Source organism: Kitasatospora sp. NPDC040550 (genome assembly GCF_055594965.1).
In genome coordinates this window covers 78,276-102,989 of record NZ_JBVIWC010000002.1, presented here as the reverse complement: position 1 = coordinate 102,989, position 24,714 = coordinate 78,276, and the positions used below count along the sequence as shown (strand labels likewise).

The window sequence follows — 24,714 nt, the reverse complement described above, 5'->3', positions numbered from 1 at the left end:
TGCCCAGCTGGGCAGCGGCCTCCAGCCCGTAGTGACACGTGTTACGACCCGGGATACCAGGCGGCCCACGGCACACTGAACTTCCGCAAAAATCTCCGGACTTCCGAATTCCCCGTGCCATACTGGCGACATGGAAAGCCCGGTGGAATTCAAGGTCGGGATCGAGAACCGCAGCGACCGGCGCACTGAGCTGATGCTCGAACCCGAGGGCAGCGACTTCTGGATGGAACCGGGTGAAACGTTCGTCGTACACAGCAAGGCGCCGGCCCACGACGAATTCCCCTTCACTGTCCAGGTGACGAACGACGGCATATCGGTCTGGGCCGCCCACGGCTGGATATCCACCCCGGCCGGCGAGGACCTCGACACCGGGCACAACAGGCCCGATGGCGCCTATCCGGAACTGAACCGGTCCGGGCGGGGATCCGACAGCCGGGTGGGGTGGTTCCGGAGGCTCCTCCCGAGCGGCCTGACGGCACGCGAACGAGGAAACTGACGACGACATGCACGCCCGATTCATCGGCCTGGACCCCTGGACCCCGCCGCTGCACACCATCGAACTGCAGGCGGCGGGCCGGTACCTGGACCTCCACAACGACACCGCACTGCTGGGCTTCCGCCTGGGCGGGCACCCGCAGCTCACTCTCACCGTCGACTTCCGGCACGACCGGCACGGGCCGTTCGCCCTGGAGTTCCGGGACGTCGGCGAACTGCACATGGAGCAGGACTCGGTCAGTTCCGACGGCTGGGTGGGCACCCCGGGCGCCGAGCCCGAGGGCATCGACATGATCCAGTACTACGAGTACGGCCGCGAGCTGCCGCCGGTCTTCGAGATCCTCTCGCTCAACTTCCGCCTCAAGTTCCGGGCCTGCGAGGTCGCGTACGTCACCGGGAACCGGGCCGGCACGGCCGGAACCCACCACCACTGAAGGACGTCATGGAGTTCATCGTTTCCGCCCTCCTCGCCATCGGCCGGGCGCTCGCCGCCGTCCTCGGCTGGATCGCGACCATCGACGGCATTCGGGGCTTCGTCCAGGACGTCAAGAAGCAGAAGTGATCCGGCCCGGCCCGCGCATCCGCGGCGGGGTCCCGGGCGAGTGACGCCCGGGACATGAGGCCCTTGGCAACAGCCCCCAACGAGTCGACACCTCCCAATGAAACCCGACCGCTGTGCACGTCAACACGCCGACAATGCTTGGGAGTTCACTCTCACGAGTGATTGTGGACGCTCCGCACACTGACCGACACTCGTAGCATCCGGAGAGCTCATGGGGCTCTCCCGGCGCAAGGAGTGACGCCATGACCGCAGCCGAATCCTCCGCCTCCGGGATCCCGCAGATCGCGGGCCACTCGCAGCCCACCGGCCACGGCCAGGACCTCGCGGCGATCGGCGGCAACGTCGGTTCCGTGTACCGGGCCTGGTGGACCTGGACCCCCTCGCACGGGACGTTCAACCTCCAGCTGTCCTGGAACGTCATCGGGATCGACTCCACCGTCGTGATCACCGCCTCCGAGATCGACTCCAACGGGAACCGCTTCGTGGGCGCCGCCGCCTTCCAGGTGTCGAGCATCGCCCCCGGCAACGGGATCGTGACCTTCAAGATCGATATCGGCTGGGGCAGCTCCCTGCCGATGCGCACCGACGTCGTGGTCTTCAACTGACCTTCCCCGCGCGGCGGAAGAGCTGATCGCCACCCCGGAGCCCGGGTGCACGGAGCCTCGCCGTGCGCCCGGGCTCCGGCATGTTCCGGCCTCGCCCGCGCATCAGCCCGGGGATGTAAACCCGTGGGCCAATGCGCCCCGCCCGGAGATCAACCGGCGGGCTGATGCCGCTCCCCCGCGCCCCGTGACAGCGTCCTCCGCATGGACACCACGCCGTTCACCGGCCCCACCGGACCGACCCGCCGCCCCGGACTGACCCGCCGTCGGATGCTGGGCACCGCTCTGGCCCTGGGCGCCGCAGCCCCGCTCGGTCTGGCCTCCACCGCCCGGGCGGACGCCCCCGCCGCACCCGGCGGCACTCCCACGCCAGCCCCGACGCCGGACCCGGCACCGGGCCGGATCACCCTGCCCGCGCCCACCGGCCCGCACCGCATCGGCACGGTCGCCCTGCACCTGCGCGACACCTCCCGGCCGGACCCGTTCGCCGGCCCCGGCCGGTACCGCGAGCTGATGGCCAGCGTCTGGTACCCCGCCCGGAAGGCCGAGGAGCTCCCGCTCGCCCCCTGGCTGAGTGACGGCGCCCTCAAGGCGTTCCTGGACGACGCCGGCTACAAGATCCCGCTCAGCGCGGCCCCGCTCACCGCCGCCCGCCTGGGCGCACCCGTCCACCGCCCCGGCCACCGGCTGCCCGTCGTCGTCTACTCGCACGGCGCCCACGCCCACCGGGCCGTCAACACCGTCATCGTCCAGGAACTCGCCAGCCACGGTTATGTCGTGGTCACCGTCGACCACACCTGGGACGCGTTCACCGAGTTCCCCGACGGCCGGGTGCTCACCCCGTGGATCGAGGGCGCCCCCAGGATCGGCCCGAACGACTGCGCCGCCGACGCCCGGTTCGTCCTGGACTGCGTCGAGGAGCTCGCCGCCGGACGCAACCCCGACGTCGACGGGAAGGCGCTCCCCGAGGGCCTCCTCGGTGCCCCCGACCCGCTCGACGTCGGCATGTTCGGCTGGTCCAAGGGCGGTTCGGCCACCGCCGCCGTCCTCATGGCCGACCGCCGGGTCCGGGCCGGCCTCGCCATCGACGGTCCGATGGCGGCGATCACCGTCACCGACCTGGACCGGCCGTTCATGATGATCACCGCCGAGTTCGGCCGCGACCAGAACCCGGACGCCGTCACCTTCTGGAACCACCTGCGCGGCTGGCACCTCAACATCCAGGCCGACGGCGTCCGTCACAACTCCTACCAGGACGCGGCCGTCCTGATGCCCCAGCTCGCCAAGCTGCTCGGCATCCCCGACGAGCAGCTCCAGCAGATGATCGGCACCCTCCCCGCCGACCGCTCCACCCGCATCCAGCAGTCCTACCCGCTCGCCTTCTTCGACGCCCACCTCCGGCACCGCCGCGGCGCCCTCCTCGACGGCCCCTCGCCGAAGTTCCCGGAGGTCAGGTTCCTCCCCTGACGAGCAGGACGGGCGGCCGCCACGGGGGTGCGGCCGCCCACCGGGGGCCGGGGCCATCGGGCCGGGACGCCGTACTACGGCGTCCCGGCCCGGATCTCGTCCAGGGACTCGGCGAGCACGCCCCGCGCCCGGGTGAACAGGTCGGCGATCACCGCGGTCTCGTCCGGCGTGTAGTCGGCGAGCACCGCGCCGATCCGCTCGTAGTACGGGCCGTAGACCTGGAGGATCCGCTGCTGCGCGTCCTCCGCCATCACCACCCGCACCCGGCGGCGGTCACCCGGGTCGGCCTCCCGGCGCGCGTACCCGGCCTTCTCCAGCCGGTTCAGCACTCCGGTCACCGCCCCGGTGGTCAGGTGGGCCCGCTCGGCGAGGTCGCCGGCGGCCAGTGGCTCGTCCGCCAGGGCGGCCCCGATCACGAAGCCGAGGCAGGTCAGGTCCGTCGTGTTGAGCCCGAGCCGGGCGGCGATGTCCTGCTGGCCGAACTGGGCCAGCGCGATCATCTGGTCCATCGCGTACAGCGCCTGCTCGGGTGTGGCCCGGGGGCGCGGCTTGCCCTTCACCCAGGATCTCCTTAGCATCTAAGTTACTTATCTCGTGAGATAAACGAACCGGTTCCGGCTGTCCACCGCCACCCGTCCATCTCACACCACAGGAGGATCCATGAGTGCCCACGGTGACCACGACATGGGACACACCGTCGCCGGCTGGACCGGCTCCGCCCTCGCCACCGCCGGCTTCGCCGTCGCCGGCGCGGCCCTCGTCCTCGGCTCGACCCCCGGACTCTGGGCCGGCGGAACCCTCACCGCCCTCGGCGCACTCGCCACCTGGCTGCTCCACCTCGCCGGCTGGGGCAAACCCACCGGCCCCCGCCCACCCCACCTCCGCCACTGGCGCACCCCCGACCCCACCGCCCGCGACGGCGGCCACCCCCACTGCCTCGGCTGCCGCCTTGCCCGCCGCCACCCCCACCCGGCCACCTCCACCTGCGCCAGGAGAGTGGCTACTCCGCCGTGACGTACTCGGGCGGCTCCATCTGGTCCATGAGGGACAACGACAAGGACATCCAGTCGCAGGCCAGCTCCACCGGCACCAAGGGCTTCCCCTTCTTCCGAACCGGCTGGTACCAGATCGACCACACGGCGGCCCACCGAGAACGGTGCCCCGCCCGGACTCCCGGGCGGGGCACCGCTGCTGTTCCCGCGAGCAGGCCCGCGGCCTGTGCGTCAGGCGTAGGTCGGCAGGAGCACCGCTACGGACATCGACCGCGTCGACTGCTCGACGTCTCGACCGACCAGGTCGAGCCCGGCCTCACCGTCAGGACGTCTCCGGCCGGCATCCACAGCATCCAGTGGTCGGCCGGATCATCGACGTCTCGCTGTGAGTAGATCGGGAACACATGGAGCTCGAAGCCGTCGAACTCGAACACCGTCTCCAGTGCCGGAGGCCGGATGGTCACGGTCGTCAGTCGACGTCCTTCGAGCAGCGCGACCGCGGGGACGAGCACGGACCGCGGATCCTCCGAACCTGCGATCACGCGACCTCCGCCTTCCAACCTCCAGGCGGCCATCGAAACCCACAGGTGCCACTCACCGAAGACCGACCCGTTTCCGTAGGGCTCGACCGGGCTACCGAAGTTCAGCGCCAGGTTGCTACCGGACAGGAGTCGGACGGCCCACGCCTGCCTTCCCAGGACCGGCCGGATCAGCTCCTCCATCGCCTCCACGTCCCCGCTCACCGAACTGCCCGCCGGACGGACCACGAACTCCCGGGCCCAGCACAGAGCAGGTAGCCGGACGGAAGGTGAAGGTTCCAGTAGATCGAATCCTCGTTGTCCATGACCGAGAATGCAGGGAAGACCCGCAGTTCGACATCCGTGAATCTGAATGTCGTATCCAGGCTTGGCGAAAGCACCTCGACAGCGACGAGGCGCTGACCCCCCAGAGTCGCAATCGAGTTCGCCAGGAAGTCCGGAGAGTCCTGCGAGGCAGCCACGATCGACTCACGGCTGTCGAGGCGCCACGCAACGCTGTAGATGCCGAGTCGGCAACCACGGGCCGATACGACCGAGTCGAAGTCCACGCGCAGCGATCCGGCCTGCGACAGTCGAGCTTCACGGACGCGATGCCCGACCAGAGGCACGACGGAGTTCCGAAGCTTCGCGATGTCCCGACTTTCCTCGATCTTGGAGTACTGGCTCACGGGCAACCTTCACCCCCGTCCCCGAGCTCACTCCGCGCGATGTCGATGATGTCGTCCTTTTCCATGTTGCCGTTTCCGTCCATGCCCGACTTCATCGTGTTGTGGATGCGTCGAGCTTGGTCCTTGTCGGTCACACCCCCCTGCCTCATCGCCCACCTGCCCGTCCTGTTGTGACTGGTGTTGTCCCCCCGCATCCCCTTCTCGAAGTTTGATTCATCGGAGGATAGGGCGCTAACGATCCAGCGGTCGAGCGGCTTGAGGATCCCCTGAGGGCGTGATTCACATCACACCTGAACGAAATCGGCGGACGGTCCGTCAAAGCGGACATGTGGCCCGGTTATGCGATTGACGACGAACCAGTAACCGAAGATCGGCTACGCCTCCACCAGCACCTGGACCTCGCTGGGTTCGGACGGTGACATCACCGGCAGCGGCAACGCCGCCCTCTGGGGCACCAAGGCCGACGGCTCCATCGACATCTGGTGGGGCAGGCCCACCACCCCCGGCAGCCCGACCGCCGGCTACACCTGGGAGGACGGTCCCGGCACCGTCGCCAGCACCGCCGTCAACCCGGCCCAATGGGTGCTCGACGGCCGCACCAGCGGCGACACCGGGGACGCGGACAAGAACCCGCTCTACCCGAACGGCGACCCGGCAACCGCGTACCCGGCCAAGGCCGCCTTCACGACCGACCACAACGGCACCGCCAACAAGGCGACGGTGTTCAACGGCTCGACCCTGTACCGCACCAAGAACGCGGTCGCGGCCAACGGCGCCGAGGCAGAGCCCGGTGCTGACCTTGATCTTGTTGTCCGAGGTCAGCGTGAAGTGCTGGAACTGGACCCGCCGGTACGACGGCTCGCTCGTCCACCAGGCGTCCGGTCTCTGCCTGGACGTCCACGGCTGGGACACCACCAACGGCAGTGCCCTGGACCTCTGGGACTGCAACGGCGCCGCCAACGAACGCTGGTACGCCGAGGCCCAGACCAAGTAGGGCCGCGTGGCCGACCCGTCGGCCACCGAGAACGGTGCCCCGCCCGGACTTCCGGGCGGGGCACCGCTGTTGTTCCCGCGAGCGGTCCGCTCAGGGTGGGGTCCGGGGCGGTCAGACCGACATGCCCTGGGTGGCGGTGGCGGTGGGTGGGGTGGTGCTGCCGGCGGTGGTGCCGAGGGTGCGCTCGACCTTGGCGACGGCGGTGCGGTACTGGACGGAGGCGGCCTGGGGGTCGGCGGCCTGGCGCTGGAAGAAGCCGTAGGCCATGCCGACGGTGCCGAAGCGTTCGATGCCGAGGTAGGCGCTGAGCTGGACGCCCGCGAGGGTGCCGTCGAGGCGGACGGCGGGGGCGTCCTGCCGGTCGCCGAGGGTGACGGGGGTGACGGTGAAGGTCACCGAGGCGTCGGTGCCGGCGTTGAAGGTGATGGTGTGGCAGGTCTTGAACGCGTCGGTGGCGGTGGCGAAGTCGGTGGCGAGCCGGGCCGGGTCCTCGGCGGTGAGGGCCTCGGTCACCATCGGGTTGCCGCCGTCCGGGCCGTCGAGTTCGGTCTCGGCGTGCGGGGTGGCGGGGCCTGGGCCGGTGGCGTGCATGTTGATCAGGGCGTTGAGCGCGTCGCAGCCGCGGACGGGGGTGGGGTTCTCGCTCGGGCCCGGGCTGCCGCTGGCGGGGGCCTCGGTGTAGCCGGGGCCGAGGTCGTTCGCGGTGAGCAGCGCGGCTTTCAGCTGGTCGGCGGAGGGCAGCACCGGCGCGGGACCGGCGGCGTTCGCGGCGGCGGTCGGCCCCAGGGCGGCCGCCGCGACGAGGGCGGCGGCGGCGAGGGCGTGGAGAGGCCTCGGGAGGGACATGCTGGCCCCCGGTCGAGAGGTCGGGCAGGGACAGCCACCAGTGTCGCACCGGGGCCCGGGCCGGGCGCGCGGGGCGGGCATCTCCGCAGGTCGGAGCGGGGACAGACAGGCGGGGCCCGCGGCGCGGCGCCGCGGGCCCCGGTGCGCCGGGTAGCCCCCCGGCCACCCGGTGTCAGAGGGTGGCGGCCAGTTCCGTCCCCTGCTTGATGGCCCGCTTGGCGTCCAGTTCGGCGGCCACGTCCGCGCCGCCGATGACGTGCACGGACAGGCCGCGTTCGCGCAGCGCCGCCTCCAGGTCGCGGCGCGGCTCCTGGCCGGTGCACAGCACCACGGTGTCCACGGGCAGGAGTTGGCGTTCGCCGTCGACGGTGTAGTGCAGTCCGGCGTCGTCGATCAGGTCGTAGCTCGCGCCGGCGACCATCACCACGCCGCGGTGCTTGAGTTCGGTGCGGTGGATCCAGCCGGTGGTCTTGCCGAGCCCGGCGCCGACCTTGCCGACCTTGCGCTGCAGCAGGTGGACGCTGCGCGGGGGCGTCGGCCTGACGGGCGGCCGCAGGCCGCCGCGCTCCCGGTACTCCGGGTCGATGCCCCACTTGGCCTGGAACACGGGCGGGTTGAGGCTGGCCTCGTCGCCCTGGTCGGTGAGGAACTCGGCGACGTCGAAGCCGATGCCGCCGGCGCCGAGGATGGCGACGCGTTCGCCGACGGGTGCGCCGTCGCGCAGCACGTCCAGGTAGCCGAGCACGCTGGGGTGGTCGATTCCCGGGATGTCGGCGGGAGTTCGGGGCGTGACGCCGGTGGCGAGGACGATCTCGTCGTAGCCGTCGGCGGCGAGCTGCTCGGCGCTGACGACGGCGCCGAGGCGCTGGGTGACGCCCAGCTCGGCGAGCCGGGTGCGGTAGTAGCGCAGCGTCTCGCCGAACTCCTCCTTGCCGGGGATCCGCCGGGCGATGTTCAGCTGTCCGCCGACGGTGTCGGCGGCGTCGTGGAGCGTGACGTCGTGGCCGCGTTCGGCGGCGGAGACGGCGAAGGCCAGGCCGGCCGGTCCGGCCCCGACCACGCCGATGGACTTGCGCGACCTGGTGGGGGCCAGGACGAGTTCGGTCTCGTGGCAGGCGCGCGGGTTGACCAGGCAGGAGGTGATCTGGAGGTTGAAGGTGTGGTCCAGGCAGGCCTGGTTGCAGCCGATGCAGGTGTTGATGGAGTCGGCGCGGTCCTCGCCGGCCTTGGCGACGAAGTCGGCGTCGGCGAGCAGCGGGCGGGCCATCGACACCAGGTCGGCCTTGCCGTCGGCGAGCAACTGCTCGGCGAGCTCCGGGGTGTTGATGCGGTTGGTGGTGACCAGCGGGATGCCGACCTTGCCCATCACCCGCTGGGTGACCCAGGCGAAGGCGCCGCGCGGGACGGAGGTGGCGATGGTGGGGATGCGGGCCTCGTGCCAGCCGATGCCGGTGTTGATGATGGTCGCGCCGGCGGCCTCGACGGCCTGGGCGAGCTGGACGACCTCGTCGAGGGTGGAGCCGCCGGGGACCAGGTCGAGCATGGAGAGCCGGTAGACGATGATGAAGTCCTCGCCGACCCGCTCGCGGACCCGGCGGACGATCTCGACCGGGAAGCGCATCCGCCGCTCGTAGGGGCCGCCCCACTCGTCGGTGCGGTGGTTGGTGGCGGCGACCACGAACTCGTTGATCAGGTAGCCCTCGGAGCCCATGATCTCGACGCCGTCGTAGCCGGCCCGGCGGGCGAGTTCGGCGCAGCGGGCGAAGTCCTCGACGGTCTGCTCGACCTGCTCGGCGGTGAGCTCGTTGGGCACGAAGGGGCTGATCGGGGCCTGGAGGGCGCTGGGGGCGACGAGGTCGCGGTGGTAGGCGTAGCGGCCGAAGTGCAGGATCTGGAGGGCGATCTTCCCGCCGGCGGCGTGCACGGCGTCGGTGACCACCCGGTGCTCGTCGGCCTCCGCCTCGGTGGTCAGCATGGCGCCGCCGTCCCAGGGGCGGCCGGCCTCGTTGGGGGCGATGCCGCCGGTGACGATCAGGCCGACGCCGCCGCGGGCCCGTTCGGCGTAGAACGCGGCCATCCGCCGGTAGCCGCCGGGGGCCTCCTCCAGGCCGACGTGCATCGAGCCCATGATCACCCGGTTGGGCAGGGTGGTGAAGCCCAGGTCGAGCGGGCTGAGCAGGTGCGGGTAGCGGCTGCTGCCGGGGGTCGAGCTCATCGACGTCTCCTGTGGGGGCGGCCGGCGGGAGGGGTCTCCCGGATTGTTACCGCAGGGTAGGGGACGTTCGCCGGGCTATGCAACTAGTTGCATAGCCCGGCCACCGGCAGCTCCGCCGGAACGTCCGCAACACCCTCCGCACCCGGTCCGCGCCGCGTATCGTCGAGTCCCTGCGCAAGGGGCCCGGAAGACCCTTCCCGGCCTCACAGGGCTCGGTGGAAGGGGACGGCCCATGCGGGGTGGCTCGGTGGCCGTGGTCGGTGGCAGCATCGCCGGAAGCGCCTTCGCGGGGGCGGCGGCCCGGCTGGGCGCCGAACGGGTCGTGGTGCTGGAACGCAGCCCGGGCCGGCTGGAGGACCGCGGCCTGGGGATCTGCACCCACAACGACCGCTTCGCCGAACTGGTCGACGCCGGCCACGTGCCCCCGGGCACCCGCCGCCACCGGCTCACCGTGCGCCGCTGGGTCACCCGGGGGCCGGCCGGCGAGGCCGGCGGGCCGGACGGTCGCGGGCGGCCGCTCTGGGTCCAGCCGTTCCCGTTCCACTCCCACCACTGGGCGGTGCTCTGGCAGACCCTGCGCGGGCGGACCCCGGACGCCGTCGAGTACCGGCCGGGCACCACCGTCACCGCCGTCGGCGGCAACCGCGGCGGCGCCTGGACGGAACAGTCCGACGGCACCCGCACCCCGTACGACCTGGTGATCGGCGCGGACGGCTACCGCTCGGTGGTCCGGGCCGCGATCTGCCCGGAGGCCGCGCCCGAGTACGCCGGTTACGTGTGCTGGCGCGGCAGTTACGACGCCGCGCTACTGGACGACCTACCCGGCGGGGCGGCGGCCTGGCCGGAGGAGGAGTGCGCCACCGTCTGCTACCCCGGCGGCCAGGTCGTGCTCTACCGCATCCCCGGGCTCGCCCCCGGCAGCACCCTGGTGAACTGGGTCTTCTACGCGCCCACCCCGGACTGGCTGCGCCTGGACGGCCCGACGGCCGTCGCCGCCGGCGCCCTCAGCGACGAACAGCTCGACGCCATGCGGGAGTTCGCCGCACGGCAGCTGCCCCCGTACTGGGCCGCCGTGATCGCGCAGACCCCGCGCGAACGGACCCTGCTGCAGCCCGTCTACGACCTGGCGGTCCCGTATCGCACCGCCGGACGGCTGCTGATCGGCGGGGACGCGGCGACCGTCGTCCGCCCGCACAACACCAGCGGCGCGGTGAAGGCACTGCAGGACGCCCACGCCTTCGAGCTGGCCGGGCGGCGGCTCGGCGGCCGCTCCTGGGAGCCGCTGCTGGCCGTGTACGACCGGGAACGGACCCCGGCCGGGCGGGAGTTGGTGAACCTGGGCCGGTCACTGGGCCGGGCCCAGGTCACCTCGGCGCCGGACTGGTCGGCCATGGACGCGGCGGCGATGGCCGACTGGTGGCAGGGCCAGCTCAGCGGCGGCGGCTCGGGGTTCGGCGGACACGCGCTCGGGCGGGCCGGCTGAGCCGACCCGCCCGGGCGGGGCCGCACCGGCCCCGGGGGTGTTCGAGCGATCAGACGTTCAAGCGCTCGGACGCTCAGGCGGTCAGACGTTCACGCCGTAGTCGGTGGCGATGCCGCGCAGACCGGAGGCGTAACCCTGGCCGATGGCACGGAACTTCCACTCGGCCCCGTTGCGGTAAAGCTCGCCGAAGACCATCGCGGTCTCGGTCGAGGCGTCCTCGGTGAGGTCGTAGCGGGCGATCTCCTGGCCGTTGGCCTGGTTGACGACCCGGATGAAGGCGTTGCGGACCTGGCCGAAGTTCTGCAGCCGGGCGTCGGCGTCGTAGATCGACACCGGGAAGACCACCTTGGCGACGTCGGCCGGCACCCGGGCCAGGTCGACCTTGATCTGCTCGTCGTCGCCGTCGCCGCCACCGGTCAGGTTGTCGCCGCTGTGCTCGACCGAACCCTCGGGGCTACGGAGGTTGTTGAAGAAGACGAAGTGCTGGTCCGAGACCACCTTCCCGAGCGCGTTGCAGAGCAGCGCGCTGGCGTCCAGGTCGTAGTCGGCTCCGGTGGTGGTGCGGACGTCCCAACCGAGACCCACGATCACGGCGCTCAGTCCGGGCGCCTCCTTGCTCAGCGAGACGTTGCCGCCCTTGGCCAGCGAAACTCCCACAATGCCCTCCTCGGATCTCTCCCTGCGGACGAATCTACAACACTGTAGAGATCGCGAGAATCCGCCTGCGGGCGGGCCCCGCCCCGGGGATTTCTCAGGGGCCGGAGCGGGAACCGATCGCCCCCCGATCCCCTCCACCCGATCCCTCCGAGCTCCGATCACGGTACCGGCCGGATCGCCGGGAGGATACGGCCGACCTAGACTGGCGATGGATCCCCTGGCCGTCCCCGTTCCGAGGCCCCTCGCGGGAGGTTGCCATGCGCCAGCGGTACAGCTTCCACCTCGACCGGGACGGTCACTCGGTCACCGTCAACGTCCGCTCCGGCTGGATCACCGAGACCGAGCTGCTGGTGGACGGCAAGGAGTGCGCCTTCCACCGCACCCACGGCCACGGCGGCTACCCGCTGACGCTGTCCGGGCAACTCGCCGAGGAGCCGCCGCGCCCACTGGCCGTGCGACTGGACCGGACGGGCCGGGCGGAGCACCCGCTCGCCTGCGTGCTGGAGATGGCGGGGGCCGAACACCCGATGCCGGAACGCACCGGGCGCTGAGACGGCCCACCAGGGCCGCTTGCGGATGACCACCGCAGAAAACTACGATCCCCCGTCCACCGCCACCCGTCCGAAGGCCTCCCGATGACCTCCCCCACCGCCCCGGACGCCTTCGACGGCCCCGACACCCCCGGCACCCCCGACGCCTTCGACGCCTTCGACGAGCTGCTGCGCGAGGTGATGGCCGACGCCGAGCGCTTCGGTCACCTCCAGCACGTCCGGCTCACCTGGCTGGCCGTCCGCCGCCACGGCGCCACGGCCGCGCTCGACCTGGTCGGCGAGGGCATCCGGCGCACCGCCACCAAGGCCGGGGCGCCGCAGAAGTTCCACGTCACCATGACCCGGGCCTGGGTCGAGCTGGTGGCCCACCACGCCGAGGGCGCGGCCGACTTCGAGGAGCTCTGCGCGCGCCACCCCGAGCTGCTCGACCGGAACCTGCTCGGCCGCCACTACCGGGCCGAAACCCTGGCCGACGACCGGGCCCGCACCGCCTGGGTCGAGCCGGACCTCATCCCCTTCCCCTGGGCCGACTGAGCCCCGGCCGCTACTCCGTTGCTCGGCGGCACGGCGGCACGGCGGCACGGCTACTCCGCTACTCCGCTACTCCGCTACTCCGCTACTCCGCCGCGAGCTTCCCGAGGATCTCCTCGACCGCCGCGCGGGCCCGTTCGGCGTCCTCCGCCACCAGCCCGATCCTGGTCCGCCGGTGCAGCACGTCGGCGGCGTCCAGCGCGCCCTCGTGGGTGACCGCGTACCCGACCTCGGCGCGGGTCACGTCGAGGCCCTCCGCCACCGGCGCCGACTCCCCCGCCGCCATGACCTCGTGGGACAGTCCGCCGTGCCGGGCGACCAGCGAGACGGGCACCCCCTGGATCGGCAGCGGGCGGCTGTCCCGGTGGCCGGGGGCGCCGACCAGCGGCAGCCGGGCCGTCCAGCAGGTGCGGGCGGGCAGGCCGCGCAGCCGGACGGCGGTGTCCACCGCGTCCTCGGCCATCCGCCGGTAGGTGGTGAGCTTGCCGCCGACCACGGTGATCACCCCGGACGGGGACTCCAGCACCGCGTGCTCCCGGGAGATGTCGGCGGTGTTCCCGCCCCCGGTGTCGATCAGCGGGCGCAGCCCGGCGTAGGCACCGCGTACGTCCGCCCTGGTCAGGGCGGTGGCGAGGGCCGCGTTGACGGTGTCGAGGAGGAAGTCCAGCTCGGCCTCGGTGGGCTGCGGCTCGTCCGGGACCGGGCCGGGGGCGTCCTCGTCGGTCAGGCCGACGGCGACCCGGCCGAGCTGCTGCGGCAGCGCGAAGACGAAGCGGCTGGTGGAGCCGGGCACCGGCACGGTGAGCGCGGCGACCGGGTAGCCGAGGGTCGCGGCGTCCACCAGCAGGTGGGTGCCCCGGCTGGGGCGCAGCTTGATCGAGGTGTCCACCTCTCCGGCCCACACCCCGGTGGCGTTGACCACCGCGCCCGCGCTGACGGTCAGCGACTGGCCGCTCAGCGCGTCGACCAGCCGGGCGGAGGTCCCGGTGACGGACTCGGCCCGCACCCGGGTCAGCACGCTCGCCCCGTACTGCGCGGCGGTGCGCGCCAGCGCGACCACCAGCCGGGCGTCGTCGACGAGTTGGCCGTCGTTGGCGACCAGCGCGCCGCGCAGGCCGTCGGTCCGCACGCCCGGCACCAGCTGCCTGGTCCGGGCCGCGTCGATCCGGCGGACCCGGGGCAGCAGGGCGCCCGGCGTCCCGGCGCTCAGCCGCAGCGCGTCCCCCGCGTGGAAGCCCGCGCGGATCAGCGCGGCCTGGCCCGGGCGCAGCAGGTCCGGGAGCAGCGGCACCAGTTGGGGCAGGGCGCGGACCAGGTGCGGGGCGGTGCGGGTCATCAGCACGCCGCGCTCGACGGCGCTCTCCCGGGCGACCTTGACCCGCCCGGAGGCGAGGTAGCGCAGGCCGCCGTGCACCAGCTTGGAGCTCCAGCGGCTGGTTCCGAAGGCGAGGTCGCGGGCCTCGACGAGGACGGTGCGCAGGCCGCGGGCGGCGGCGTCCAGTGCCACTCCGGCGCCGGTCACCCCGCCGCCGATCACCAGCAGGTCGATCCGCGGGTCGGCGGCGAGCGCGTCGAGTTCGCGCATCCGTCGTACGCCGTTGAGCTGGGCGGTGCCGGCGAAGCGGGCGGCCTTGGACGTCATGGCGCGAGGTATCCGTTCAGCGCTCTGGCCAGTTCGCGCCGCCAGGCCGCCTCGGGCAGCAGGGAGGCGACCATGCGGTGCGACTGGACGGTGGACTGGGCGATCAGCAGGACCATGGCGGCCAGCTCGGTCGGCTCCCCGGCCCGGACCGAACCGTCGGCCTGGCCGAGTGCGATGCCGGTGCGCAGCGCCTCCAGCAGGCCGCGCTGGCTCTCGCCGAGCCGCTCCACCACGTACTGGAGCAGCAGGTCGGAGTCGTCGGAGTGGAGCAGTGCGCCGAGCACGGGGTGGTCGCGCAGCCGGACGGCGACCTCGACCACCTGGTCCACGAAGGCCTCGCGGCGCTCCGGCGCTTCGCGGTCCCCCGGGGTCCCGTGGTCCGCCGAGGTCGTCGCGTGGCCCCCCGAGGTCCGGTGGCCCGCGGAGGTCCGGTGGCCCGCCGAGGTCCCGTGGTCCCCCGGCTCCCCCTGGTCGTGCCCGCCCAGCGAGGTGCTCTCCAGGGTGGCCATGATCTCGCGGGTGAGCAGCGCCCCGATCACCGCCTGGACGTCCGGCCAGCGCCGGTAGACGGTCGGGCGGCTGACCCCGGCGCGGCGCGCGATCTCGGCCAGCTGGGTGCGGCGGACGCCGAGGTGCACGACCAGGTCGGCGGCGGCGTCCAGGATCGCGTCATCGGTACTACGCGGCGCTCCGGCCGTGGCGTTACTACTTGACATGATGTGTGAAACTGTAACGCATGGCACCTGAGACGCAAGCGGGAGCGGCCGCAGCCGCGCTGCCGCTCCCCCCGATGAAGTGGAACGCCTGGGGCGACCCGGCCCTCGCCAAGGAGCTGTCCGCGGACATCAAGGGACTGCTCGCCGCCGCCCTCGGCGTCACCGGTGACGCCGCCCCCGGGCCGAGCGCCGCCGAGGTCGTGCTGCGCCCCACCCGGATCACCGCCGAGGACGTCGAGGCGCTCGCCGCCGCCGTCGGCGCGGAGCACGTCAGCACCGCCGACGCCGACCGGCTGCCCCGGGCCGGCGGCAAGTCCACCCCCGACCTGCTGCGCCGCCGCAGCCGCGCGGAGCAGGACGCGCCCGACGCCGTCCTGCTGCCCGGCAGCGAGCAGGAGATCGCGGCCGTCCTCGCCGTCTGCGCCGAACGCCGCGTCGCCGTCGTCCCGTTCGGCGGCGGCACCAGTGTGGTCGGCGGGCTCGACCCCGAGCGCGGCGACCTCCGGGCCGTCGTCTCCCTCGACCTGCGCCGCCTCGACCAGCTCCTCGACCTGGACGAGACCTCCGGCGAGGCCGTCCTCGGCGCCGGCCTCACCGGCCCCGCCGCCGAAGCCCTGCTCGCCGAGCGCGGCTGGGAGCTCGGCCACTACCCGCAGAGCTACCGGTACGCCACCATCGGCGGCTTCGCCGCCACCCGCTCCTCCGGCCAGGACTCGGCCGGCCACGGGCGCTTCGACGACATGGTCCGCGGCCTGCGCGTGGTCACCCCCAGCGGGACGCTCGACCTCGGCCGCGCCCCCGCCTCCGCAGCCGGCCCCGACCTGCGCCAGCTCTTCCTCGGCTCCGAGGGCACCCTCGGCGTCATCACCGCCGTGCGCCTGCGCGTCCACCCGCTGCCCGCCGTCAAAGCGTACGAGGCGTGGAGCTTCCCCGACTTCGCCACCGGGACGGCGGCGCTGCGCGCCGTCGAGCAGCAGGGCACCGGCCCCACCGTGATCCGGCTCTCCGACGAGGCCGAGACCATGATCAACCTTGCCCTGACCGAGCAGATCGGCGGCGCCCCCGCCGTCACCGGCTGCCTCGCCGTCACCGTCTTCGAGGGCACCGCCGAACAGGTCGCCGCCCGGCACGACCTCACCCGCGCCGTGCTGCTCGCCGCCGGCGGCACCTCGCTCGGCGAAGCACCCGCCCGGGCCTGGGAGCACGGCCGGTTCAACGCGCCCTACCTGCGCGACTCGCTGCTCAACGCCGGCGCGCTCTGCGAGACCCTGGAGACGGCCACCGACTGGAGCCGGCTCGCCGACCTGCGCGCCGCCGTCACCGAGGCCCTCACCACCGCCCTGCCCGGCGCGCTCGTGCTGTGCCACATCTCGCACGTCTACCCGACCGGCGCCTCGCTCTACTTCACCGTCGTCGCCGCCCTCGGCGAGGACCCGCTCACCCGCTGGGGCGCCGCCAAGCGGGCCGCCGGCGACGCCATCCTCCGCACGGGCGGCACCATCACCCACCACCACGCGGTCGGCGCCGACCACCGGCCCTGGATGACCGACGAGATCGGCGACCTCGGCGTGCGCATCCTGCGCGCCGTCAAGGCCGAACTCGACCCGGCGGGCATCCTCAACCCCGGCAAGCTGATCCCGTGACCGCGCCGAGAACCGTCATCCGCAGGGTCACCGTTCTCACCAACCCGGCGGCGGGCATCGGCCACGCCGAACCCGCCGCCCACCGGGCCGTCGCCCGCCTGCGCGCCCTCGGCATCGAGGTCGAACCGCGGGCCGGGCGCTCCGCCGACGACGCCGTCCGCCTCGCCCGCGAGGCGGCGGCCGGCGGGGCCGACGCGGTGGCCGTGGTCGGCGGCGACGGCATGATCAACCTCGCCCTCCAGGCCCTGGCCGACACCACCGTCCCGCTCGGCGTCATACCCGCCGGCACCGGCAACGACCACGCCCGCGAGTACGGCCTGCCCATCGGCGACCCGGAGGCCGCCGCCGAGGTCATCGCCGCCGGCCGCACCCGCACCGTCGACCTCGGCCGGATCACCGGCCCGGACGGCGCCGTGCGCTGGTACGGCTCCGTCCTCGCCAGCGGCTTCGACTCACTGGTCAGCGACCGCGCCAACCGGCTGCGCTGGCCGCGCGGCCGGATGCGCTACAACCTCGCCATCCTCGCCGAGTTCGCCAACCTGAAACCGCTGCCGTTCCGGATCACCCTCGCCGACGGCACCGTCATCGAACGCGACCTCACCCTCGCCGCCGTCGGCAACACCCGCAGCTACGGCGGCGGCATGCTGATCTGCCCCGCCGCCCTGCCCGACGACGGCCTGCTCGACGTCACCCTCGTCGACGCCATGCCCCGGCTGCGGATCGCCCGCTTCTTCCCCACCCTCTTCAAGGGCACCCACACCACCCACCCGGAGGTCACCACCCTGCGCACCGCCTCCCTGCGGATCGAGTCGCCCGGGATCACCTCCTACGCCGACGGCGAGTTCATCACCGCCCTCCCCGTCGACGTCACGGTCCGACGCGAGGCCCTGCGCCTGCTGGTGCCCTGAGGCCCCCGGAACCCCCCGGGCGGCGGCGGCCGCCCGGGGCCTTGGGGCCCGTCGTCACAGGTGCGCCCTGATCTGCCGGACCGGGTGGCCGAGGGCAGCGGCCAGGGCCGCCAACTGGGCCTCGGTGAACCAGGGTTGCTCCGGGTCCCACACCTCCAGCTCGAAGCGGGCGAAGCCGCACGGCCAGTCGTGCTCCAGGGCGTCCAGGGTCGTCGCCGCCGCGTCCGGCTGCCAGTGCGGGTCGGTCGGGATCACCGACAGCACGTCGGAACTCATCGTCCGGTCCTCGTCTGCGTCGGACGTGGTCAGCCGACCAGCCGTCGGCGCCAGAGCAGCGGGCGTATCTCGATCGCGTCGGACGGATCACCGCTCCACACCGCCGGCAGGCCGACGGCCGCGAGGGCGGCGACCACCTCCCGGCCGACGGCCGTGGTGGTCGCCGCGGAGCCGTCGAAGCCGCCGTAGAGCAGGGACAGGCCGCGCCCGACGGCGGCCGACTCCGTGCACTGGGAGTGGAAGTAGACGAAGCCCCGGGCCTCCGGCGCCCCGGCCGCGCCGATCTCCGCCTCCCCGCAGGAGCGGCAGCAGGCGAAGTTCTCCCGCGCCGTGATGCCGCCCGCCGCCAGCGCGGCGAAGGCCCGGGCGAGGCGCTCCGGATCCGTCTCGCCGATCCAGCCGCTCTGCACGCCGACCCGCTCCAGCCAGAGCCGGTCGGCGAGTTGCTCGGCCTGGGCCCGGGAGAGCGGGCGGCGCTCGCCCGACACCAGGTACTCCTCGGCCTGCTCGGCCAGCCGGGCGCGGTCGGTGTAGCCGCAGGCGAGGGTCAGCCGCAGCTGCTCCTCCAGCTGCCGCCGCTCCTCGGCCGCCAGCTCCGGCGCGGGCACCGGCTCGGGCGCCGGGCCGAAGTCCAGCGGCGCCCAGGCCAGGCCCTCGCCCCAGCCGGGCTCGTGCCGCGCCCAACCCGTCATCGCCGCGACCACGGCCTCCGGCCCGTCCACCCGCACCTCGAAGTGCCGGGCGGCGGAGCCGTCGCGGTGCTCCAGCGCGTAGTGGCCACCCGCCTTGTGCCACACCTGGATGTAGACGTCCGGCAGGTCCGGTATCCGCTGCACGACGAGGAAGGTGTCGGCCCCGGCGCCGATGCGCCGGACCAACCCCGCGAGTTCCTCCGCGGTCACCCTCGGGTGCCGCTCGTCGTTCGTCTGCACCGTGATCGCCAGCATGCGGCCACCCTTGCACACCCCACTGACACCCGGCCCGCCAGCCGGGTGGGGCCGCTCAGCCCCGCCGCTCCCGCAGCCGACCGGCCAGGTACGCGACGGCCGCCACCGGGTCGTCCGTCTCCAGCAGCACGGTGTTCTCCCGTCCGTGCCCTTCGAGCACGGTGAAGCCGGAGCGCCAGGCCACGATGCCGGGAATGCCCTCGGTGCCCCAGATCCGGAAGTCCGTCGAGGCGGAGACGCTCAGGCAGGCCATCGAGGCCCACGGGAACAGCGCCCGCAGCACGGGCGGGGCCGCGGAGGCATCGATCAGCCGCCACATGGGGGCGCGACCGCCCTCACACCCCCCGGGTCGCCCTGATCCGCCCCGAGGCGATCGCCTCGACCAGCTCCCGGTGGTCGGCCGCCGTCCGGTCCGCGTACCGCAGGGCGAAGTCGGCGACGGCGTCGGCGAAGGTGTCGGCGCCGCCCAGGTAGCCGGCGACGGCGAGGCGGTCGCCGGTGCGGGCGTGGGCCCGGGCGAGGGCGCGCCCGCACAGGTCGGCGTAGGCGCGCAGACCGGACGCGGTCATCGTGTCGACCTCCACCGAGCCCTTCATGTCGCGCAGTTGGCGGCCGTAGAAGTGCCGTCCGGCGGGGCCGGTGGTCCAGCCGAGGAAGATGTCGCTGGCGGCCTGCATCAGGTGCTGCCCGGTGACCACCCGCCGCCCGCCGTGGTGGACGGCCACCTCGGCCTCCAGCCGGACGGGCGGCAGGTGGTCCTCCAGCACCGACCGGCCGGCCTCCTTGAGCTGGAGGAACAGCGGGTCGCGGGCGTCCCGGCCCTCCAGCAGGACGATGTAGCAGCGGGTGCCGACGCTGCCGACGCCGACCACCTTCATCGCCGCGTCGACGAAGCGGTACCGGTCGAGCAGGACCCGCCGGTCCTCGGCGAGGGTCGCCCGGTAGTCGCTGAACACCATGCCCACGCCCCGCAGTTCGCTCCGCTCCAGCTCCTCGATCAGCGGCGGCGCGCTGACGATCCGGCGCCGGCCGTCGCGCTCCTCGGTGAGCTTGCCGAAGGCCTGGAGGCTGGTGCGGCGCCGGGCCCGGTCGAGGCCGGCCTCGACGGCCTTGCGCCGCTTGGTCCTGCGGACCAATGCCAGCAGGTCCGCGGTGTCGATCCGGCTGTACCAGACGTCGAGTTCACCGAGGCCGGCCAGTCGGCGCATCGCCGCGGCGTAGCCCAGGACGGCGGTGCGGGCGGCGCGCCGGGCCCGGTCGTCGTCCTGGCCTCGGTCGCGGGCGGCGACCGCGATGCTGGCGGCGAGGCGTTTGACGTCCCATTCGAAGGGCCCGGGGTGGGTCTCGTCGAAGTCGTTGACGTCGAAGAGCAGCGCGCGTTCCGGCGAGGCGTACACCCCGAAGTTCAACAGGTGCGCGTCGCCGCAGAGTTGGACGGTCAGCCCGGTGCCGGGGACGGCCCCGAGGTCGGCGGCCATCACCGCGGCGGCACCGCGCAGGTAGCCGAACGGGCTGTCGGCCATCCGCCCGTAGCGGATCGGTAGCAGCCGGGCGACCCGGTCCGCGCCCTGGGCCTCCAGCACGCCGAGCGGATCGGGCCGGTCCGCGGCCGGGATCCACCGGCCGTGCTCGGAGCGGGAGACCCGCTCGCGGGCGGCCCGGCCGGTGCGGCGGCGTTCGGCGGGGGTGGTCATGCGGCGGCTCCGTCCGTCACCGGGCGGCCGCACCCGTCGGCGCGGCGCTGGGACCAGCGTGCCGGAGGGCGCGGCGCGCGCCCCCCGGCGCTGGGCCGAACGGAGGAACGGAAGGGGCCAGAAGGGGCGGGGCGAGAAGGGGCGGGGAAAGGACGGGCGGACGGGCTCAGCCCACCGTGAAGTCCGCCATCATCGCCATGTCCTCGTGCTCCAGGTTGTGGCAGTGCAGCATGTACGTCCCCGCGTAGTCGGTGAACCGCACCAGCACCTCCACCGCCTCCGCCGGCCGCAGGTCCACGGTGTCCTTCCAGCCCACGTCCCACGGGCCCGGATCCTTGCCGTTGCGGGCGACCACCTGGAAGGGGTCGAGGTGGACGTGCACGGGGTGGTGCACGTCGGTGGAGAAGCGCCAGCGCTCGACCCGGCCGAGGGTGGGGGCGGCGAGGCTGCGCCCGGGCTCGTACGGGTCGCCGTTGACGGTCCAGCCGGCGCTGCCGCTGCGCCGGAAGGCGAAGTCGCGGGTGGCGACGGCCGCGGCCGGGTCCAGCCGCTCGACGGTGGACAGCTGGTCGGGCACCTTGACGTCGTCGTCCACCGCCCGGGAGGAGACGTCGAAGCGCATCACCTCGGCGGCGCGCCCGCTGCCGAAGCGGTTCACCAGGCGGACCTGGGTGCCCGGCTGGTAGCGGGAGAAGTCGACGACCACGTCGAAGCGCTCGGCGGGGGCGATCTCGATCCCGTCGTGGCCGACCGGTGCGGCGAGCAGGCCGCCGTCGGAGCCGATCTGGACCAGCGCGTCGCCGCCGGCGGGCTGCGGGTCCAGTTCGAGCCGGTAGAGCCGGGAGTTGGAAGCGTTGAGCAGGCGCAGCCGGTAGTGCGCGCGGTCGACGTCCAGGCGCGGCCACGGGGCGCCGTTGACCAGGATGACGTCGCCGAGGACGCCGTTCATGTAGCCGCCGGTGACGCCGGGCGTGGCCGACGAGGCGTCCGCGGCCGGGTACTTGAAGGAGCCGTCGGCGGCGAAGGAGCGGTCGGCGATCATCAGCGGCAGGTCGCGTTCACCGCGCGGCAGCGGCAGCCCGGCCTCCTCGTCGTCCTGGACGAGGTGGAACCCGGCCAGGCCGCGCCAGACGCCGGGGCCGGTGAAGCCCATCCGGTGGTCGTGGTACCAGAGGGTGGCGGCGCGCTGCTTGCCCGGGTAGGTGTGGGTGCGCTCACCGACCACGGTGTGGCCGCTCATGGGCCGCATCCCCGGCATCCCCGGCATCCCCGCCATGCCCGCCGTGCTGTCCGTCGCCGAGGCGGCGGGGTCGGGGGAGCCGACCGGCAGCAGCAGGTCGACCGGGTAGCCGTCGCTGTCGGCCGGGGTGTGCCCGCCGTGCAGGTGGACCACCGAGGGCACCGGCAGCTCGTTGCGGTGCTTGACCACCGCGGCCCGGCCGGAGCGGGTGACCAGTGTCGGGCCGGGGAAGGTCCCGCCGTAGGTCCAGGCCTCGGTCCGCACCCCGGGCAGGATCTCCAGCTTCGCGACCTGCTGGGTGATCTCGTAGTAGTCGTTGCCGCCGTCGCTGCGCACCGGCCGGAGTACGGCCGGCACCGGCAACGGGACCTGGAAGGCCGCGGGCAGTTCCAGGTCGCTGCCGAGCAGCCGCCCGGGGAGACTCTCCGCGAACAGGTACGCCGCCGACGGGACGGCGACGGCGGCCACCGCGCCCGCGCCGAGCACCGAGGCGCCGATGCCGAGGAACCGGCGGCGGTTCACCGCTCCACCGCCACCGGCCCGCCGGGGCGCGGCAGCCGTCCGCCGCCGTCCGGGCCCGCCTCGGGCAGGCCTTCCCGGGCGGGTAGCGGTAGCCGCCAGGCGCCGACCAGGCCGAACAGGATGCCGCTGACCAGCAGCACCCCGAGGGTGACGTGCAGCCCGATCGACCGGGCGTAGCCCGCGCCGATCTGCCCCGACACGGCGACGGCGAGCAGGGCGGTGGTCCACAGCGGCCAACGCGGCCCGCCGCCGGGCCGGCGCACCAGCACGGCCACCACCAGCTGGACCACCACCACGACGGCCAGCAGCGTCGCGTTGTCCTCGTGCTCCTCGAGGGAGTCGTAGGTGCCGTTGAGGAAGCTGCCGGCGAGCATGGTCTGGAGCAGGGCCAGCAGCGCCAGCGTGGTGGCGGTGGCCCGCAGGAGGACCAGCGGCCAACGGGGCGCGGGGGCGGCAGGAGGACTGCTCATGTCGTGGCTACTCTCTGCTTCGACGGCTCGGGCGGGGCGGGCGAGAGCGTAGCTGATTCCACCTCAGATTCCGTCGCACCCAAGGGTTCTGGGCAGGTCGGCCGTGCCGTTGCGCCGGTTCGCGCGGGGCTTGTCACCCGTCCGGGTGATCCGCCCGTACGGCCCTCCGGCGCCCGGGCCCGCCGCTCGGCCCCGCGTCGGCACCGGCCCCGCGTCGACGTCGGGTCGGCGTCCACACCGGGTCGGCGTCCACACCGGGTCAGCGCCTACACCGGGTCGGCGGCGATCCCGAGGTAGGCGGCACGCAGGTCGGCGAGCAGCGGGTGGTCCGGGTCGAAGGCGGTGCCGTCGACCGCGGCGAGCGGCCGCAGGCCCACGCCCGCGTTCAGTGCGAAGGCCGCGTCGAAGCGCGCCAGCCCGTCGACGCGGACCGGCTCGCGGGACTGCGGACCGTCGTACGCGCCGCTCAGCAGCGCCTCGGTGACGCCGGGCAGCGCGGGGCCGGCGGGCAGCACCAGCCGCTCCCCCGCCAGGAAGGCGACGTTCCAGGTCGCCCCCTCGGTCACCAGACCGTCCCCGTCGGTGAGCAACACGTCGTCGTAGCCGGCGAGTTGGGCCGCGCGGCGGTGGTGCACCAGGCCGAACAGCCCGACGTGCTTCACCGCCGGCAGCTCCCGCCGGTGAACCACCGTGCGCACCCGCAGCGGGGTCGGCGCCGCGGCGCCGACCGGGCGGGCGGTCACCAGCAGGACGGGGGCGGCCGGGGCGGCGGGGCGCTCCAGGCCCAGCGCGGGGTCGTAGCAGGTCACCCGGACGATCCCCGGCGCGCCGTCGGCCGGCAGCGCCGCACGGATCCGCTCCCGCACCACCGCCCGGTCCAGCTCGACGGCGAACAGCACCCGGCAGTCCCGGACCAGCCGGTCCAGGTGCAGCTCCAGGCCGCGGACGGCGCCCCCCTCGACCCGCAGGGTGGTGAAGTGCCCGTAGTTGAGCAGCCCCAGGGCGGCGAGCCGCGCCGGGTCCGCGGGCGCGCCGTCGATCTCGATCTCAGCCATCCCCCGAGTCTGCCAGCCGCGGCGACACCAGCGGCGGCGCCTCCGGCAGCACCACCGGGCGGTACGGACCGGCGACGGTGCGGCCCGCCGTCCGCGCCGTCCGCTCGAACTCCTCGATCCTGGCGGCCAGACCCTCCGGCTCGCCCGCCTCCGCCCAGCGCCAGGCCTCCGCCCACCACTGCGGCCCGCGCACCAGCGGCCGGCCGGCCAGCGCCAGGTACAGCGCCAGCGTCGACCGGGCGTACTCGTGCACCCAGCCGTCACAGCCCCGGTAGTCCGCCGTCTCGTCCAGCCGCAGCCAGCGGCCCTCCTGCCCGGCGGCCAGTATCGGCACCCAGCCGCGCTGCCGGTCCGCGACCAGCAGGAGCAGTCGGCCGTCCTCCTCCCGCACCCGGTGCGAGGGGAGTTGGGGCATCCGGGCGAACGACAGCGAGCGCTTCCAGCCCACCACCCACAGCCCGCGGCGCAGGTAGTAGCGGACCGCCGACTGCCAGCCCCAGTGCGCCTCCAGCCGGAAGCCCGGCAGGCCCTCGGCGGTGGCCGCCGCGTACACCTCGTCCAGCGCGGCGGCGCCCAGTCCCTGCCCGCGCGCCTGCGGCCGCAGGTAGAGCGAGGACACCGCGAGCTGGCTCGGGCCCTTGGTCCAGTTGTCCACCGCGACCGTCCCGGCGACATCGCCGCGCCCGTCCAGGACCCAGTACCGGCGCCGGTACAGCTCACCGCCCGGCCAGTCCCGGCCGCTCTCCCCCAGCCGCTCCCGCCAGCCCCGTTCGGCGGGCCGGTCCAGCCCGTCCGGGTCCACCAGCTCGCCCAGCTCACCCTCCAGCAGGGACGCCAAGTCCCAGCGGGCGAACCGCTGTTCCTCCCCCTCGACGGCGGCCCGCAACCGCACCCCCGCCACCAACCGGTCCTGCGCCCGCTCGACCGCCGCATCCCACGACCTCACCACGGAGGCCACCCTAGCGGCCCTCCGGGCACGACCCGTAATCCGTCGGCCAC

28 protein-coding genes are annotated in these 24,714 nt (G+C 73.7%); 11 read left to right on the top strand and 17 right to left on the bottom strand.

All coding sequences use genetic code 11. From position 1 onward, the window contains the following. Positions 1-130 precede the first annotated feature (130 nt). The 4 genes from ACZ58X_RS03285 to ACZ58X_RS03270 all read left to right on the top strand — a co-directional run bounded on the left by ACZ58X_RS03285 (position 131) and on the right by ACZ58X_RS03270 (position 3,126). Positions 131-496 carry a hypothetical protein gene (locus ACZ58X_RS03285; protein ID WP_470331980.1) on the top strand — a complete coding sequence of 122 codons (366 nt, stop codon included), beginning with the start codon at positions 131-133 and terminating at the stop codon, positions 494-496. Positions 497-503: 7 nt separating this feature from the next. Then, on the top strand, positions 504-929 hold the full coding sequence (locus ACZ58X_RS03280; protein ID WP_470331979.1) for a hypothetical protein: 426 nt from the start codon (positions 504-506) through the stop codon (positions 927-929). A gap of 370 nt (positions 930-1,299) precedes the next feature. Then, positions 1,300-1,662, top strand: a complete 363-nt coding sequence (locus ACZ58X_RS03275) for a hypothetical protein (RefSeq protein ID WP_470331978.1) — start codon at positions 1,300-1,302, stop codon at positions 1,660-1,662. A 201-nt stretch (positions 1,663-1,863) separates the two neighbouring features. Next, a complete protein-coding gene (locus ACZ58X_RS03270) occupies positions 1,864-3,126 on the top strand; it encodes an alpha/beta hydrolase family protein (protein ID WP_470331977.1) in 1,263 nt (420 codons plus the stop codon). Positions 3,127-3,200: 74 nt separating this feature from the next. Here ACZ58X_RS03270 and ACZ58X_RS03265 read toward each other — a convergent pair whose 3' ends face one another. Next, positions 3,201-3,686 carry a MarR family transcriptional regulator gene (locus ACZ58X_RS03265; RefSeq protein ID WP_470331976.1) on the bottom strand — a complete coding sequence of 162 codons (486 nt, stop codon included), beginning with the start codon at positions 3,684-3,686 and terminating at the stop codon, positions 3,201-3,203. 100 nt (positions 3,687-3,786) lie between these two features. On the opposite strand from ACZ58X_RS03265, the gene ACZ58X_RS03260 reads away from it, so the two are divergent. Continuing rightward, positions 3,787-4,140, top strand: coding sequence for an HGxxPAAW family protein (locus ACZ58X_RS03260; RefSeq protein WP_470331975.1), 354 nt, complete (start codon positions 3,787-3,789; stop codon positions 4,138-4,140). 235 nt (positions 4,141-4,375) lie between these two features. Here the strand turns inward: ACZ58X_RS03260 and ACZ58X_RS03255 are convergent, their stop codons facing one another. From ACZ58X_RS03255 to ACZ58X_RS03245, 3 genes are read right to left on the bottom strand one after another with little or no spacing between them, the layout of a single operon-like run. Continuing rightward, a complete protein-coding gene (locus ACZ58X_RS03255; protein ID WP_470331974.1) occupies positions 4,376-4,840 on the bottom strand; it encodes a hypothetical protein in 465 nt (154 codons plus the stop codon). 17 nt (positions 4,841-4,857) lie between these two features. Continuing rightward, positions 4,858-5,325: a hypothetical protein gene (locus ACZ58X_RS03250; RefSeq protein ID WP_470331973.1), complete on the bottom strand. Its 468-nt coding sequence runs from the start codon at positions 5,323-5,325 to the stop codon at positions 4,858-4,860. Beyond that, complete coding sequence (locus tag ACZ58X_RS03245) at positions 5,322-5,459, bottom strand: hypothetical protein (protein WP_470331972.1); 138 nt, start codon at positions 5,457-5,459, stop codon at positions 5,322-5,324. Before ACZ58X_RS03245 ends, ACZ58X_RS03250 begins: the two co-directional genes overlap by 4 nt. A gap of 674 nt (positions 5,460-6,133) precedes the next feature. Here ACZ58X_RS03245 and ACZ58X_RS03240 point away from each other — a divergent pair. After that, positions 6,134-6,319, top strand: coding sequence for an RICIN domain-containing protein (locus ACZ58X_RS03240; RefSeq protein WP_470331971.1), 186 nt, complete (start codon positions 6,134-6,136; stop codon positions 6,317-6,319). Between the two features lie 111 nt (positions 6,320-6,430). Here the strand turns inward: ACZ58X_RS03240 and ACZ58X_RS03235 are convergent, their stop codons facing one another. Together ACZ58X_RS03235 and ACZ58X_RS03230 are read right to left on the bottom strand one after the other, a co-directional pair. Further along, entirely contained in the window at positions 6,431-7,165 is a 735-nt protein-coding gene (locus ACZ58X_RS03235) for a hypothetical protein (protein WP_470331970.1), read from the bottom strand. A gap of 172 nt (positions 7,166-7,337) precedes the next feature. Then, positions 7,338-9,380, bottom strand: a complete 2,043-nt coding sequence (locus tag ACZ58X_RS03230) for an oxidoreductase (protein WP_470331969.1) — start codon at positions 9,378-9,380, stop codon at positions 7,338-7,340. Positions 9,381-9,612: 232 nt separating this feature from the next. Between ACZ58X_RS03230 and ACZ58X_RS03225 the strand changes: the two genes are divergently transcribed. Continuing rightward, positions 9,613-10,863 (top strand): FAD-dependent monooxygenase, encoded by a 1,251-nt coding sequence (locus ACZ58X_RS03225; protein WP_470331968.1) that lies wholly within the window; start codon positions 9,613-9,615, stop codon positions 10,861-10,863. Between the two features lie 81 nt (positions 10,864-10,944). On the opposite strand, the gene ACZ58X_RS03220 is transcribed toward ACZ58X_RS03225, so the two are convergent. Continuing rightward, positions 10,945-11,520 (bottom strand): TerD family protein, encoded by a 576-nt coding sequence (locus ACZ58X_RS03220; protein ID WP_360241946.1) that lies wholly within the window; start codon positions 11,518-11,520, stop codon positions 10,945-10,947. 257 nt (positions 11,521-11,777) lie between these two features. On the opposite strand from ACZ58X_RS03220, the gene ACZ58X_RS03215 reads away from it, so the two are divergent. Both ACZ58X_RS03215 and ACZ58X_RS03210 read left to right on the top strand, forming a co-directional pair. Beyond that, a complete protein-coding gene (locus tag ACZ58X_RS03215; protein ID WP_470331967.1) occupies positions 11,778-12,071 on the top strand; it encodes a hypothetical protein in 294 nt (97 codons plus the stop codon). A gap of 84 nt (positions 12,072-12,155) precedes the next feature. Next, on the top strand, positions 12,156-12,605 hold the full coding sequence (locus ACZ58X_RS03210) for a hypothetical protein (protein ID WP_470331966.1): 450 nt from the start codon (positions 12,156-12,158) through the stop codon (positions 12,603-12,605). Between the two features lie 82 nt (positions 12,606-12,687). Here ACZ58X_RS03210 and ACZ58X_RS03205 read toward each other — a convergent pair whose 3' ends face one another. Further along, complete coding sequence (locus tag ACZ58X_RS03205; RefSeq protein ID WP_470331965.1) at positions 12,688-14,244, bottom strand: glycerol-3-phosphate dehydrogenase/oxidase; 1,557 nt, start codon at positions 14,242-14,244, stop codon at positions 12,688-12,690. After that, positions 14,241-14,960 carry a TetR/AcrR family transcriptional regulator gene (locus ACZ58X_RS03200; RefSeq protein ID WP_470331964.1) on the bottom strand — a complete coding sequence of 240 codons (720 nt, stop codon included), beginning with the start codon at positions 14,958-14,960 and terminating at the stop codon, positions 14,241-14,243. Before ACZ58X_RS03200 ends, ACZ58X_RS03205 begins: the two co-directional genes overlap by 4 nt. A 20-nt stretch (positions 14,961-14,980) precedes the next feature. Between ACZ58X_RS03200 and ACZ58X_RS03195 the strand changes: the two genes are divergently transcribed. Together ACZ58X_RS03195 and ACZ58X_RS03190 are read left to right on the top strand one after the other, a co-directional pair. Beyond that, positions 14,981-16,603 carry an FAD-binding oxidoreductase gene (locus ACZ58X_RS03195; protein ID WP_470331963.1) on the top strand — a complete coding sequence of 541 codons (1,623 nt, stop codon included), beginning with the start codon at positions 14,981-14,983 and terminating at the stop codon, positions 16,601-16,603. Next, positions 16,600-17,511 carry a diacylglycerol kinase gene (locus ACZ58X_RS03190; protein ID WP_470331962.1) on the top strand — a complete coding sequence of 304 codons (912 nt, stop codon included), beginning with the start codon at positions 16,600-16,602 and terminating at the stop codon, positions 17,509-17,511. Before ACZ58X_RS03195 ends, ACZ58X_RS03190 begins: the two co-directional genes overlap by 4 nt. A gap of 54 nt (positions 17,512-17,565) precedes the next feature. On the opposite strand, the gene ACZ58X_RS03185 is transcribed toward ACZ58X_RS03190, so the two are convergent. The 8 genes from ACZ58X_RS03185 to ACZ58X_RS03150 all read right to left on the bottom strand — a co-directional run bounded on the left by ACZ58X_RS03185 (position 17,566) and on the right by ACZ58X_RS03150 (position 24,664). Next, complete coding sequence (locus tag ACZ58X_RS03185) at positions 17,566-17,787, bottom strand: hypothetical protein (RefSeq protein ID WP_470331961.1); 222 nt, start codon at positions 17,785-17,787, stop codon at positions 17,566-17,568. 29 nt (positions 17,788-17,816) lie between these two features. Further along, complete coding sequence (locus ACZ58X_RS03180; RefSeq protein WP_470331960.1) at positions 17,817-18,734, bottom strand: DUF6891 domain-containing protein; 918 nt, start codon at positions 18,732-18,734, stop codon at positions 17,817-17,819. A gap of 55 nt (positions 18,735-18,789) precedes the next feature. Continuing rightward, entirely contained in the window at positions 18,790-19,053 is a 264-nt protein-coding gene (locus tag ACZ58X_RS03175) for a DUF6193 family natural product biosynthesis protein (protein ID WP_470331959.1), read from the bottom strand. Positions 19,054-19,069: 16 nt separating this feature from the next. Further along, positions 19,070-20,428, bottom strand: coding sequence for a DUF2252 domain-containing protein (locus tag ACZ58X_RS03170; RefSeq protein ID WP_470331958.1), 1,359 nt, complete (start codon positions 20,426-20,428; stop codon positions 19,070-19,072). A gap of 166 nt (positions 20,429-20,594) precedes the next feature. Next, positions 20,595-22,190: a multicopper oxidase family protein gene (locus ACZ58X_RS03165; protein WP_470331957.1), complete on the bottom strand. Its 1,596-nt coding sequence runs from the start codon at positions 22,188-22,190 to the stop codon at positions 20,595-20,597. Further along, positions 22,187-22,660, bottom strand: a complete 474-nt coding sequence (locus tag ACZ58X_RS03160; protein WP_470331956.1) for a hypothetical protein — start codon at positions 22,658-22,660, stop codon at positions 22,187-22,189. The genes ACZ58X_RS03165 and ACZ58X_RS03160 overlap by 4 nt, the downstream gene beginning before the upstream one ends. 266 nt (positions 22,661-22,926) lie before the next feature. Continuing rightward, entirely contained in the window at positions 22,927-23,715 is a 789-nt protein-coding gene (locus ACZ58X_RS03155) for an aminotransferase class IV (protein ID WP_470331955.1), read from the bottom strand. Beyond that, entirely contained in the window at positions 23,708-24,664 is a 957-nt protein-coding gene (locus ACZ58X_RS03150) for a GNAT family N-acetyltransferase (RefSeq protein ID WP_470331954.1), read from the bottom strand. Before ACZ58X_RS03150 ends, ACZ58X_RS03155 begins: the two co-directional genes overlap by 8 nt. Positions 24,665-24,714: the final 50 nt, after the last annotated feature.

Coding starts and splice junctions, on each gene's coding strand:
- ACZ58X_RS03285 (WP_470331980.1), top strand. CDS start 131: ATGGAAAGCCCGGTGGAATTCAAGGTCGGGATCGAGAACCGCAGCGAC.
- ACZ58X_RS03280 (WP_470331979.1), top strand. CDS start 504: ATGCACGCCCGATTCATCGGCCTGGACCCCTGGACCCCGCCGCTGCAC.
- ACZ58X_RS03275 (WP_470331978.1), top strand. CDS start 1,300: ATGACCGCAGCCGAATCCTCCGCCTCCGGGATCCCGCAGATCGCGGGC.
- ACZ58X_RS03270 (WP_470331977.1), top strand. CDS start 1,864: ATGGACACCACGCCGTTCACCGGCCCCACCGGACCGACCCGCCGCCCC.
- ACZ58X_RS03260 (WP_470331975.1), top strand. CDS start 3,787: ATGAGTGCCCACGGTGACCACGACATGGGACACACCGTCGCCGGCTGG.
- ACZ58X_RS03255 (WP_470331974.1), bottom strand. CDS start 4,840: ATGGAGGAGCTGATCCGGCCGGTCCTGGGAAGGCAGGCGTGGGCCGTC.
- ACZ58X_RS03235 (WP_470331970.1), bottom strand. CDS start 7,165: ATGTCCCTCCCGAGGCCTCTCCACGCCCTCGCCGCCGCCGCCCTCGTC.
- ACZ58X_RS03230 (WP_470331969.1), bottom strand. CDS start 9,380: ATGAGCTCGACCCCCGGCAGCAGCCGCTACCCGCACCTGCTCAGCCCG.
- ACZ58X_RS03225 (WP_470331968.1), top strand. CDS start 9,613: ATGCGGGGTGGCTCGGTGGCCGTGGTCGGTGGCAGCATCGCCGGAAGC.
- ACZ58X_RS03215 (WP_470331967.1), top strand. CDS start 11,778: ATGCGCCAGCGGTACAGCTTCCACCTCGACCGGGACGGTCACTCGGTC.
- ACZ58X_RS03210 (WP_470331966.1), top strand. CDS start 12,156: ATGACCTCCCCCACCGCCCCGGACGCCTTCGACGGCCCCGACACCCCC.
- ACZ58X_RS03205 (WP_470331965.1), bottom strand. CDS start 14,244: ATGACGTCCAAGGCCGCCCGCTTCGCCGGCACCGCCCAGCTCAACGGC.
- ACZ58X_RS03200 (WP_470331964.1), bottom strand. CDS start 14,960: ATGTCAAGTAGTAACGCCACGGCCGGAGCGCCGCGTAGTACCGATGAC.
- ACZ58X_RS03195 (WP_470331963.1), top strand. CDS start 14,981: ATGGCACCTGAGACGCAAGCGGGAGCGGCCGCAGCCGCGCTGCCGCTC.
- ACZ58X_RS03185 (WP_470331961.1), bottom strand. CDS start 17,787: ATGAGTTCCGACGTGCTGTCGGTGATCCCGACCGACCCGCACTGGCAG.
- ACZ58X_RS03180 (WP_470331960.1), bottom strand. CDS start 18,734: ATGCTGGCGATCACGGTGCAGACGAACGACGAGCGGCACCCGAGGGTG.
- ACZ58X_RS03175 (WP_470331959.1), bottom strand. CDS start 19,053: ATGTGGCGGCTGATCGATGCCTCCGCGGCCCCGCCCGTGCTGCGGGCG.
- ACZ58X_RS03170 (WP_470331958.1), bottom strand. CDS start 20,428: ATGACCACCCCCGCCGAACGCCGCCGCACCGGCCGGGCCGCCCGCGAG.
- ACZ58X_RS03160 (WP_470331956.1), bottom strand. CDS start 22,660: ATGAGCAGTCCTCCTGCCGCCCCCGCGCCCCGTTGGCCGCTGGTCCTC.
- ACZ58X_RS03155 (WP_470331955.1), bottom strand. CDS start 23,715: ATGGCTGAGATCGAGATCGACGGCGCGCCCGCGGACCCGGCGCGGCTC.